This is a genomic window from Halostagnicola alkaliphila (genome assembly GCF_055379965.1).
On the sequence record NZ_AP043826.1, the window covers coordinates 1678455 to 1689972 of the forward strand.

Genomic DNA, 11518 nt, shown 5'->3' on the forward strand with positions numbered 1-11518 from the left:
CAAAAACGACGCTAATTACGGAGATTCAGAGCCGTTCTCGTTAGCTGTTAAACGGTTCCTCGTCCCGATGATTGTCCGGGTTCTCGTGCTCTCGAGCGTCGTTCTCGCGTTCGACGGATTTGTGTTCGATGTCCTGGCGGCGCTGTTCTTCGTCCTGCCGTTCGCGAGCTTCTTTTTCTTCCTCGGTGAGTTCGTCGTCGTCCTCGGCCTCGGGATCCTCCTTTGCCAGTTCCACGTCTCGGCCGTGCTCGTCTTTTTCGGGCATAGTTGTCACCTCGTACCGTGAGTGTACCCTACTCCGCTGAAAAGGCCTTGGGCCTGAATGTGCAGACTCGCGTTTGATATCGGCGCTCTCGCGCCCGGTTTTCCCTCTTAGAACTCGCCCCGGCTCACCGCAAACTCGTCCCGACTCACCACGGTTCTCCGGACGCCAGATCAATCTCGCTGTCGCCTTTCTCCGACGGACAGATGTCCGCGAGCACGCAGTCTCCACAGTCCGGATTTTGGGCGGAACAGATCGCTCGCCCGTGATCGATACAGAGGTGCGTAAACTGTTGCCAGTCGTCCTCGGGAACGATTTCGATTAGGTCCTCCTCGATTCGTTCGGGATAGGTTTCTTCGGTGATTCCCAGCCGCCTCGAGAGTCGCTGGACGTGCGTATCGACGACGATCCCCTCGACGATATCGTGGCCGTGCTGAAGGACGACATTTGCGGTCTTTCTGCCCACGCCGGGTAGGTCCGTGAGGTCGCTCATCGTATCCGGAACCTCGCCGTCGTGTTCCTCGACGATCTTCTCGCAGGCGTTGCGGATGTACTCCGCTTTGTTGTTGTAGTAGGTGATCGAGTTCAGCGCCTCGGCGAGTTCCTCCTGGGGCACGTTCGCGTACGCTTCGGGGCCGTCGTAGGTTGCAAAGAGCGGCTTCGTCTCCTTGTTGACCCGCTCGTCGGTACATTGGGCCGAGAGGATAACGGCGATCAGCAACTCGAGGCGGTTCGAGTACCGAAGCGAAATCGTCGAGTCGGGGTAGGTCTCTTCTAACCGGTCGACGATCTCCTCGGCCTGCTCGGTACGAGTTTCGCGTGGCGTTCCCATAGCGACCGCTTGGACTCTCGGGCTTTCAGCGTTCGGATTTCGGGTCGGCTCGAGTCGCGATTTGCCCACTGGTTCGGCAGCCAACCTGCTAATAACGCATGAGTCGTAAACTCTACAAGATGTCTGGGGCAGATAAGCGGCTCCCGATCCGGGAAGAGACGTTCGAACTCCTCTCTCAATTCAAGGGATCTGACGAGACCTGGGATGACGTGATCCGGGACCTCATCGAGGCGCGGCAGAAACAGAACGCACAGGAGATGTTCGAACGAACCGACGACGACGAGTTCGTGTCGCTCGACGAAATTTGAGCGAATACCGTCTGCTGTCTTATCGGTCTACGAGAGGATAGCGGGTCTGTATTCGTGGCGTTTTGCAATTGACCAGGCTCATGGGTGGACTGCATCGAATGGTGTACTATTTCGCCGCAGCCGTTGCGAACGGACCATTGTCACTGACGTCATCGCCGAGTATCGGAGTCGGGACTCTCGAGCGTTCCGGCGTCGAGTTCGGCTTCGATCTCTCGAGCGGCCTGGACCATATTCTCGAGTTTTCCGAACGCGATTGCTCTCGGGAGGAGTTTCAGGCCGCAGTCTGGACTGATCGTCAGCCGCTCCGGCGGGACGACCTTGAGGCCCCGTTCGATGTTGGCTTTGATCTCCTCGACGGTTTCGATTTCGGCGGTGTGAACGTCGACGACGCCGAAGCCGAGGTTCTTGGTGAACGACGGCTCTTTGAACACCTCGAGTTGTCCGTAGTCGTCGTTGTTGAGCTCGAGGTCGAACTCGTCGACGGGGAACTCGAGGATCTCGGGATAGATCCGGGAGTAATCGCCATAGCAGACGTGCAATCCGAGGTAAACGTCCTCGGGAAGATCCCTGACGACCGTCTCGAGACACTCGCCGACGATCGCGTAGTCCTCGGGCGTCGTCGCGAGGGCGGCTTCGTCGATCTGAATGTACCGTGCGCCGGCGTCGACGAGCGTGCGAATTTCGGTGTTGACCAGTTCAGCGAGCTCGACGGCGAGTTCCGCATCGTCCTCGTAGACTTCGTTGAAACACCAGGTGGCGAGCGTGTAGGGGCCCGTAATTGGAACTTTGACCGGTCCGGAGGCGACCTCGCTGGTGAACTCGTATTCGTCGACGAGCCAGCTGTCGCCGTATTCGACCTCGCGACGCACGCTCGGCTTGTCGAAGTAGTTGTGCCCCCAGACTTTCACGAGGCCGTTGAACTCGTAGCCCTCGATTCGCTCCGCGAAGTACTCGACCATCTCGTTGCGTCGCATCTCGCCGTCGGTGACGACGTCGATGCCTGCGCGTTCGTGTTCTGCCGTGACGAGCCGAGCGGCGTCGTCTTTGGCTTGCTCCCACGCCGACCGGCCGAAGTCGTTAGCGGAGTCCTCGAACAGTTCTCGAGCGCGGTTGTGCCACGTCGGCTTCGGATGGGCACCGACGATGGTTGTCAGCAGGAAGTGGTCGTTCGGGTGATTCGCCGGTCTGAATTGGTCGCGAGGAGCGGGGGCTGTCACGGTTGTTCCTCCGGTAGTCTGATCTCTGTTGGTTCGGTTTCCGCCGGTTCGATCTCTGTTGGTCTACCCCTCGTTCGTTTGATTTTCTCCCGGTCAGTCGCTGTACGGTTCGGATAGCGATTCGGCTGGGCGATCCCGTCAGTTATCGGGTGTGAGAGCGTCCGACTTCTGGGAGCCTCCGATCTCGTTTGCTCCATACGTGTCTGACGTAGCACATAACTAAATGTAATACTAGGGGTTGAGGATATTACTAGTGCGTATCTGCCTAGTGGGTCCGGATGCTTCGCTGGCTCCCGATACTGGTCGAGGCGACTACACACTGATCAGTAAGCCACCTTCAGCCATTATTTCAGGCCAGGTTCACGACAGGAACTGCTTTCCGCACCATCCCGTGACCTTTAAGCGGCCGTCACTCACCAGTCTGGATATGAAAGCCACGGCCTTGGCCCACCCGATTCAGGGGCTGGTCAAGTATCACGGAATGCGCGACGATATCGAGCGACTTCCGTATCACGACAGTATCAGCGTCTGTACCGCACCGAGCCACACCAAAACGACGGCCGAGTTCTCGGCCGACTACGACGAGGATACGTTCGTCGTCGACGGCGAGGAACTCGACGGGCGAGCATACGAACGCGTCGACGCGGTCCTCGAGAAGGTCCGCTCGAAAGCCGACGCCGCTCACGCTGACCACCCGGTTCGACTGGTGAGCGAGAACGACTTCCAGACGAACGTCGGGCTCGGCTCCTCTTCCTCCGGGTTCGCCGCGGCCGCGATGGCTCTCGCAGACGCCGCCGGTATCGAAGCCGACCGCGAGGAAATCTCGACGATCGCTCGAGTCGGCTCTGCGTCGGCGTCTCGAGCAGTCACGGGCGCGTTCTCCCAGCTCTACACGGGGCTGAACGACGAGGACTGTCGCTCCCGCCGCATCGAGACGGATCTCGAGGACGACCTGAAGACGGTTGTCGGGCTCGTGCCGTACCACAAAGAGACCGAAGACGCACACGACGAGGCCGCCGACAGTCACATGTTCCAGGCCCGAAACGCCCACATTCACGGCCAGATCGCGGAAATGCGCGATGCGCTTCGAAATGCGGACTTCGACGCCGCGTTCTCCCTCGCCGAGCACGATTCGCTGTCGCTCGCAGCGACGACCATGACTGGCCCGTCGGGCTGGGTGTACTGGCAGCCGGCGACGCTCGAGATCTTCAACCGAGTCCGAAAGCTCCGCGAGGAAGAAGATATTCCGGTCTACTTCTCGACTGATACCGGCGCGAGCGTCTACGTCAACACGACCGAGGAACACGCTGATCGCGTGGAGGAAGAAGTCGCGGATTGCGGCGTCGAGACGATGGTCTGGGGCGTCGGTGGCCCCGCCCAGTTGCTCGAGGCCGAGGACGAGCAGTTGTTCTGAGGGGGCTCGAGAACGATACTGCCGACGACAGTTTTGGAGGTGTTGTGCTGAATACACAGCGCGTTTCGGTCACGACGCTCACCCGAGGACGCTGACGGAGACACATCGTGCCCTCAGGGTGATATCGTCGCCACTGCACCGAGTAGTCGTTGATCAATCTGGCTTTTCACTGTCATCAATCAGGGAAGAAACGATGAGCCGTTTGGTCCCACGCCGAAGGAGACCACTGGCTGCAGGTTGAGAGATATCCAGAGTAGCGGCGACTTCGCTGAGAGTTGCGTTCCGTGGGTCTTCGAAATACCCTGTGTCGAGTGCGACGAGCAGTGCCTCTCGTTGGCTATCGGTCAATCCTGCGTCCGTATCCCGTGAACTACCCCTGCCTACTCGCCAGCAGTAGCTGGCTCCTTGAGGCAGGGGCTTCCTGCTTCGACGACGCGACTTGCAGATACAGAAATTGTATCCACAGCGGTTGCAGTCTCCACAGGCGTTCGAAAATCGCTACGCGATTTTCGCAGCCCATCAGAACCGTGAGGTTCTGAGGACGTTGCTTCGGAGTGAACCACTCCTAGTTTGTCCAACCCACGCGATTTCACGTTCAACGCGGCGTTCCAATCCCGATCCACCTCGAACCCGCATGACGGACACGAGTGCTCTCGAACCCAGAGCGGTTTCTCAGTCTCTACACCACACTTGGCGCACTCTTTTGTCGTCCCATGTGGTTCGACCTCGACCACGTGACACCCGTTCTTTCGACCGTGGTGTGTGAGAACCGTGATGAAGTCACGCCAGCCGACTTCAGCCTTGTTCCGCGCATTGCCATCGGATTCGAGCATCGACTTCACGTTCAAATCCTCGACGAACACGGCGTCGTACTCCGTCGTGTAGAAATGCGCGAGTTTGTGCTTGTAATCGCGCTTCTTGTTCGACATGCGAGCGTGAACCGCAGCAACTCGACGCCGTTGCTTCTCCCAGTTGCGAGACTCGTACTGTTTGCGCGAGAGTGACCGCTGCTCGCGTTCCAACCGTTCTCGCTCGTTGGACAACTCGAGTCGTCCGATGGAGCGTCCGTCCGAGTCGTGGACGAAGTTAAGAACACCAAGGTCGAGGCCGACGGTATCTGCAGCGTCAATGTCGTCAGGGTTGGGCTTCTCGGATTCGTCTGTGCTGATGCAGAACGAGGCGTACCACGCTCCTGTAGGTTCTTTCTTTACTGTGACTTCCTTGATAGCGTCGTGCTCGGGAAGGTCACGGTGAAGGCGGATCGGAATTTCCAGTGTGTCGCCACGGACTTTCTTTAATCGGAGTATCGCTCGGTTTCGCGGGCCACTCTTCCTGTCGAGTTCGAAGCCCGACTGCCGATACGTAAAACTCCTGAACTCACGCGGCGACTTCCAGTTCAGCGAGCCAACATCGTATCCCTTGGCTTTGAGCTTGCCGAGGTTGTTGATGTTGGTTCGAATGCGTTCGACAGCTTTCTGCAACACGGTGGAGTAGACCTGTTTCAGATCGGTCCACTGTTGTTTGAGTTGCGGGAGTTCGTCTCGGACTTGCCAGACGCGCTGTCGAAGCGTTCCGTCGGCTTCTGGAATGTTGTTGAACTCGTGGAGTGCGTGGTTGTAGAGTTGTCGCACGATGTTTCGAGTCCAGTCGAGGCTCTCACGCTGTTCGGTCGTGGGAAAGAGTCTGTATCGTGGACTGTACTCCATGCAACTTGCTCTCTACTAGTGGTTGTGATTAGTTAATCGTTTTGATAGAGTTGTTTGAAAGTTGTGCGGTCGCTGTATCCCCGCCCTACTCGCTCACTCGCATATGCTCGTTCGCTCCTTGAGGACGGGGGCTTAGCGCCCTCTTTTCCAGCTAAAGATCGAAGTCGACGGGTTGCTCGAGAATCGATTCAACCGCGATCGGGCAACGGAGCCGTTCGGGATGGGCGGCGGGCTCGTCACCCGCGGACTCGGCGGTGCCGTCGAGATTGCCCGGCGAGCGCCCCTCGCCGTCATCGCCGTCGCGTTCTTGCTCGCGATCGGGGGTGCCTACGGTGCAACGGGCATCGATACGGAGTTCAACGAGGCGGATTTCCTGCCCCAGGATGCGCCGGAGTGGGCCGAATCCTTACCGGGGCCGCTGGCACCCGATACGTACACGATCGCCGACGATGTCGAATACCTCGGGGATAACTTCCGGGAACGGGGCGAAGGCACACAGACGCAGGTACTGATACGCGGCGACGTGACCGATCCGGAGACGCTCACGGTCCTCGAGGAGGCGTCCAGCGAGGCGAAGACGAACGGGACGATCCTCGAGAATCCCGACGGCGACGCCGCGATCGACGGCCCGCAGACGGCCATCCGTGAAATCGCTTCAGAAAACGAAACTGTCGCGACGGCGCTGGAGGAACGCGATTCGACCGGCGACGACCTGCCCGACGAAGACGTCGCCGGGTTCTACGACGTCCTCTTCGACGCCGATGCCGACCGGGCGAGCGAAACGATCTATCGGACGGACGACGGCGAGTACGAAACGAGCCGACTGGTGATCGACGTGCGCGGCGACGCAGCCGCACAGGACATCGCGGACGAGACGAGAAGCGTCGCAACGACGATAGAGACGAGCGGACCGGTGACGGCGATTGCCGCCGGGGGCCCAATTACGACGGCCGTCGTTCAGGATGCGTTACTCGAGACGCTCGTGCAAGCGTTCGCGGTCACGCTCGTCGTGATCCTGACGTTCCTGACGGTACTCTATTGGACCAGGCACCGCTCGCTCACGTTGGGTGCAGTAACGCTTACACCGGTCGTCGTCGCGCTGGCCTGGTTGCTCGGAACGATGGCGGTGCTCGAGGTGCCGTTCAACAGCGAAACGGCGGTCATCACGAGTCTCGCAATCGGTCTCGGCGTCGACTACAGCATTCACGTCGGTGAACGGTTCGTCGCCGAACGCGACGCTCGAGACTCCCTCGACGATGCACTCGTCGCGACGATCACCGGAACCGGCGGCGCGCTTCTCGGAAGCGCGGCGACGACGGCCGCCGGGTTCGGGGTCCTCGCGCTCGCACTCGCGCCGCCGCTCCAGCGGTTCGGACTGGTCACCGGCCTCAGCATCGTTTTTGCGTTCCTCGCGTGTCTCACCGTGCTTCCGTGTCTTCTCGTCGTCCGCGAGCGCGTGCTCGATCGGCTCGCATGACTACGCCTTCGAACCAGTCTCCCCACTCGGGGACTCGAGCGAATGGGTTTTTGAGTGATGGGGAAGCGAACCCGGCCTATGACTATCGACGATCCTGGCCGGTCGGAAACACACGGCAATTCTCCGGACGGGGGAAGTGATCCGAACTTGTCGAACCCCGACGATGTCCACCGGTTCAACTCTGATTCCGTCAATTCGGCCGAGACAAAACAGATCCGAGACGTCCAGAACGCACTCGCCGCCGCTGAAACCGTCGCGACGGAACTCTCCACCGTCGTCGATAACCGGACGATCGCCGTCCGAGACGATATCGAGGACGACGCGTTCTTTTCGACGAGCGACGGAGTCACGACGGTTACAAACCGGTACGACCTCGAGAAGGCCGTTCCGCTCGAGAAAAAGACCCAGTTTCGAGAGGTCGATCGATACTGGGTACACGAACCCTACGCGTTCGTCAGCGTCTTTCACTCGACTACCGAAAACGAGAAGAAATACTTCCTGATCGAGCCGCAGTTGAACGATCTCGAAGCAGCCGTTCTCGAGTTCCTCTCCGAAAAGCTCAGGACGTCGATCAAGTACGCCGACGAGGAGATCATGCGGAAATCGGAGAGACGTGACGTTATCAAGCGGGAAACCGGACGACTGCTAGAGCGATACGATCTCCTCGAGAGAGAAAACGACGACGGACTTCTCGAGAGTTGCCGAAACGACGCCGGGCTCCTCGAGACGATTCGATCGCTATTTCTCCGCGACCGACCGACTCGAGACCGATTGGACGACGAAGAACCGAACGAATCAGCCGAGTCGCGCGAACTTCGAGGGATCGACGTGCGTCCGGAACCGGCAGTTCTCGCGGACGATCGGGAAACGCTCAGCGAGTACCAGGTCGAGAAGCTCCACTACCGGCTGAATCGGGACTTCATTGGCTACGAGCGGATCGACGGGATCAAACGCGATCCCAACATCGAGGACATCTCAGTCGACGGCTACGACGCCCCGGTGTTCGTCTATCACGCCGAACACGAACAGCTCATTTCGAACGTCCGCCACGGCGAGGCGGAACTCGACGACTTCGTCGTCAAACTCGCCCAGCGGTCCGGAAACGGGATCAGCAGGCGACGACCACAAGTCGACGCCACGCTCCCGGACGGCTCGCGAGCGCAACTGACCCTCGGGACGGAGGTTTCGGACCGCGGAACGAACTACACCATTCGCCAATTCAACGACGTCCCGTTCACGCCGATCGATCTCGTCAACTGGAACACGTTCAGCCTCGAGGAGATGGCCTTTCTCTGGTTGGCCGTCGAAAACGGGAAAAGCTTGCTTCTGGCCGGCGGGACGGCATCCGGGAAAACGACGAGTTTGAACGCCGTCTCCCTCTTTATCCCCTCGAGTTCGAAAATCGTCTCGATCGAGGACACGCGGGAAGTGACCCTCCCGCAACGAAACTGGATCGCGAGCACGACGCGACCGTCGATCGCGACGGATTCGGCGGGAGAAATCGACGAATTCGACCTGCTCGAAGCGACGCTCCGTCAACGCCCGGACTATATCCTGATGGGGGAGGTTCGGGGCGAGGAGGGCCGAACGCTGTTTCAGGTTATGTCGACGGGTCACACTACGTGTACGACCTTCCACGCCGACTCCGTCGACGAAGTCCTCAAGCGATTTACAACGACGCCGATCGACGTCTCGAAGACGATGGTTACCGCGTTGGATCTGGTATCGGTCCAGACTCAGACTCGAGTGCAGGGTCGGACCGTCCGCCGAAACAAGGGAATTACCGAGATCAATCACTACGATACAGAAAACGACGAAATCAACGTTCAGGACGTCTACCAGTGGCGGACGGCGACCGACGACCATCGAAAGATCGGCGACTCGAACACCCTAGAGGAGATTCGCCTCGACCGCGCCTGGAGTCGAGAAAAACTCGAGAACGAACTGTTCGAGCGACGGGTCGTTTTCGCGTATCTGATCGAGAACGGACTGAACGCCTACGCGGAAGTCGCCGCGACCGTGCAAGCATTTATGACCGACTCGGACCGCGTCCTCGCTTTGCTTGCGAACAACCGACTCGAGACGGGGCTCGAAGAACTTCGCGAGATGGAGAGCGTACTAATCGACGGCAATCCAGCGGCTGACGAACGTATTACACGCCCGACACCGTCGCCGGCGACGGAGAGACGTGCGAAGCGTATTCTCGCTCGCGCCGACGAAACGGTATTCGAGGAGTATCGCGACGAAAATACGAAAGCGACAGCGAGGCGGCCATCCAAAACCGACGGCCCGGAACCGTCCGGTGGCCGGTCCCCTTCTCGGCCCCAGGCCAGTTTTCGCCCTGAACCGTCGCGCGAAGCGGGCGGGAACGAGCCATGACGGTCGAGGCAACCCGGGGTGTCGGGAAACGAGCGGTACGTCTCACGGCGCTTGAAACGAAACTCGAGCAGGCGGGGATGGCGCCAACGGCCGAGCGGTATCTCGCTCGAGCGGGAGGCGCTGGAATCGTGATCGGCCTCGTCAGCTTGCTGTTCGGTGCGGCGTTCGGTCATGTGCTGGTCGAAACGGAAACTGTCCGAAGAACGTCAACCACGGTTGCTGGAACGGGCCTCCTATTCGGAACGGCCGGCGCTGTAATCGGCTTCGGCACTATAATCGTTCGCCCGTACACCCGAGTGGCCGCCAGGAAGCGCGAGATCAACGCGCTCCTTCCCGACACCGTCTCGTTTATGTCCGCGCTGTCGGTCGGCGGCTTGAACCACCTCGAACTTCTCGAGGCGGTCGCCGACGCGGAGGACGCCTACGGCGAAGTCGCCGTGGAGTTCCAACGCATTCTGCGAGATGCGAAGCGCGTGGGGACGGATTATCGAAGTGCGATCCGAACCCAGGCACGCGAAACGCCGAGCGACGAACTGTCCCAGTTCTTGCTGGATCTGCTCTCGACGATCAACAGTGGTGGCGACATAGAGCGATTTCTCGAGGAGAAATCCGAGCGCCACGTCCAGACCGCAAAACAGCAACAAGGACGGACCCTCGACACGCTGGAGTTGGTCGGCGAACTGTATATGACGCTCTCGTTGTTCCCGCTTTTGGTACTGATCGTCGTCGTCGTGATGCAATTGATTCCGAACGCGTCTGTGACGGATCGCCTGCTCCCTCTGATCGTGTACGGACTGATTCCGGCGATCGGAATCGGGTTCTTGGTACTCGTCTCGACGGTAAAACGCGACGAGTACGGTGACGGGATGCTCGAGCTCCCGCGCACCAACCGTCGACGGGAGACCGAGGCAGAACAGGGGCTTTCGAATCCAGGAGCACTCGAGCGATTCGTGGGCGAACACCGGATCTTTACCCGGATACAGAACCGGGAGCACGCTTACAGGAGACGGAGACTCCTCGCGAAGCCACACCTGTTCTTTCGCGAGTACCCGCTCGCAACACTCGCATTGACGGTCCCGGTATCGATTCTCGTCGTCGGAGTCACGACGGGAATCGGCATCGTTGGGCTCCCCTGGGGCGGTAGTTCCGTCGATCGAATACGAGCGACGGTCGTCACCCTGTATATTCCGCTGTACCTCGTTCTGACCCCGATCGGGATATTCTACGAGTGGAACGTCTCACACCGTAACGCAATCCTCGACACCTTTTCGGAAGACCTTCGAAAGCTCTCGAGTGCAAATGATGCCGGGCAACCGCTCCTCGAGTCGCTCCAATCGGTTTCCCACACGGCTGGCGGAAGGCTAGCCACCGAGTTCAAAGTGATCCATTCCAAGGTCGCCTATGGGCGGCGTCTAGAGCAGGCGCTCATCGAGTTTGCAAACGGCTATCAGATCCCGAGGGTGGCTAGAACGACGCGGCTCGTGACCGAAGCTCAGAAAGCGACGAATCATATCACGCCAGTGTTACGGACGGCCGCAACAGCGAGTGAGAACCACGACGAACTCGAACGGGAGCGACGAGCACGGACCCGAATGCAGGTCACCATCATCGTCATGACGTTTCTGACGGTACTCGCCGTCGTTGCGATCCTGCAAACGCAGTTCGTCGAAACGATGTCGGGGCTCGAACTCGGAACTGCTACTGGCGCTGCAGGCGCTTCCGGTCAGTTGGCGGGTACCGACTCCAGTGGCAGCCTCGATTCCGGCAGGCTTTCGGTCCTCTTCTTTCACGCGGTGACTTTCCAGGCGATTCTTTCGGGATTCATCTGCGGTTACCTTCGAAACGCGGACCCGTTGAGCGGAGCGAAGTACGTGATCGCACTTTCGACCGTCGCGCTCTTCGGCTGGTCACTGGTGATTTGAG

At 59.5% G+C, this 11518-nt stretch carries 7 protein-coding genes and 3 pseudogenes; 5 read left to right on the forward strand and 5 right to left on the reverse strand.

The genetic code is table 11. The annotated features are described in order from the left end of the window. Positions 1-40: 40 nt before the first annotated feature. Positions 41-265, reverse strand: a complete 225-nt coding sequence (locus tag ACZ5C7_RS13450) for a hypothetical protein (protein ID WP_464376810.1) — start codon at positions 263-265, stop codon at positions 41-43. A gap of 145 nt (positions 266-410) precedes the next feature. After that, a complete protein-coding gene (gene nth, locus ACZ5C7_RS13455) occupies positions 411-1094 on the reverse strand; it encodes an endonuclease III (protein ID WP_464376811.1) in 684 nt (227 codons plus the stop codon). A 119-nt stretch (positions 1095-1213) separates the two neighbouring features. On the opposite strand from nth, the gene ACZ5C7_RS13460 reads away from it, so the two are divergent. Then, positions 1214-1402, forward strand: coding sequence for an antitoxin VapB family protein (locus tag ACZ5C7_RS13460; RefSeq protein ID WP_464376812.1), 189 nt, complete (start codon positions 1214-1216; stop codon positions 1400-1402). A 149-nt stretch (positions 1403-1551) separates the two neighbouring features. Here the strand turns inward: ACZ5C7_RS13460 and ACZ5C7_RS13465 are convergent, their stop codons facing one another. After that, positions 1552-2619 (reverse strand): methionine synthase, encoded by a 1068-nt coding sequence (locus ACZ5C7_RS13465; RefSeq protein WP_464376813.1) that lies wholly within the window; start codon positions 2617-2619, stop codon positions 1552-1554. 427 nt (positions 2620-3046) lie between these two features. On the opposite strand from ACZ5C7_RS13465, the gene mvaD reads away from it, so the two are divergent. Continuing rightward, positions 3047-4033: a phosphomevalonate decarboxylase MvaD gene (gene mvaD, locus ACZ5C7_RS13470; RefSeq protein ID WP_464376814.1), complete on the forward strand. Its 987-nt coding sequence runs from the start codon at positions 3047-3049 to the stop codon at positions 4031-4033. A gap of 153 nt (positions 4034-4186) precedes the next feature. Here mvaD and ACZ5C7_RS13475 read toward each other — a convergent pair. Continuing rightward, positions 4187-4396 (reverse strand): annotated as a pseudogene (locus ACZ5C7_RS13475) (helix-turn-helix domain-containing protein); the annotation flags it as partial. Positions 4397-4413: 17 nt separating this feature from the next. After that, positions 4414-5739 (reverse strand): RNA-guided endonuclease InsQ/TnpB family protein, encoded by a 1326-nt coding sequence (locus tag ACZ5C7_RS13480; protein ID WP_464376815.1) that lies wholly within the window; start codon positions 5737-5739, stop codon positions 4414-4416. Positions 5740-5890: 151 nt separating this feature from the next. Here ACZ5C7_RS13480 and ACZ5C7_RS13485 point away from each other — a divergent pair. From ACZ5C7_RS13485 to ACZ5C7_RS13495, 3 genes and pseudogenes are all read left to right on the forward strand, one after another. After that, positions 5891-7216: pseudogene (locus tag ACZ5C7_RS13485) on the forward strand (efflux RND transporter permease subunit); the annotation flags it as partial. 126 nt (positions 7217-7342) lie between these two features. Beyond that, positions 7343-9511 (forward strand): annotated as a pseudogene (locus tag ACZ5C7_RS13490) (type II/IV secretion system ATPase subunit); the annotation flags it as partial. An 80-nt stretch (positions 9512-9591) separates the two neighbouring features. Next, positions 9592-11517 (forward strand): type II secretion system F family protein, encoded by a 1926-nt coding sequence (locus ACZ5C7_RS13495; protein WP_464376816.1) that lies wholly within the window; start codon positions 9592-9594, stop codon positions 11515-11517. Position 11518: the final 1 nt, after the last annotated feature.

Bases quoted from the DNA above. Each gene is read 5' to 3' on its own strand.
- ACZ5C7_RS13450 (WP_464376810.1), bottom strand. From the start codon at position 265: ATGCCCGAAAAAGACGAGCACGGCCGAGACGTGGAACTGGCAAAGGAG.
- nth (WP_464376811.1), bottom strand. From the start codon at position 1,094: ATGGGAACGCCACGCGAAACTCGTACCGAGCAGGCCGAGGAGATCGTC.
- ACZ5C7_RS13460 (WP_464376812.1), top strand. From the start codon at position 1,214: ATGTCTGGGGCAGATAAGCGGCTCCCGATCCGGGAAGAGACGTTCGAA.
- mvaD (WP_464376814.1), top strand. From the start codon at position 3,047: ATGAAAGCCACGGCCTTGGCCCACCCGATTCAGGGGCTGGTCAAGTAT.
- ACZ5C7_RS13480 (WP_464376815.1), bottom strand. From the start codon at position 5,739: ATGGAGTACAGTCCACGATACAGACTCTTTCCCACGACCGAACAGCGT.
- ACZ5C7_RS13495 (WP_464376816.1), top strand. From the start codon at position 9,592: ATGACGGTCGAGGCAACCCGGGGTGTCGGGAAACGAGCGGTACGTCTC.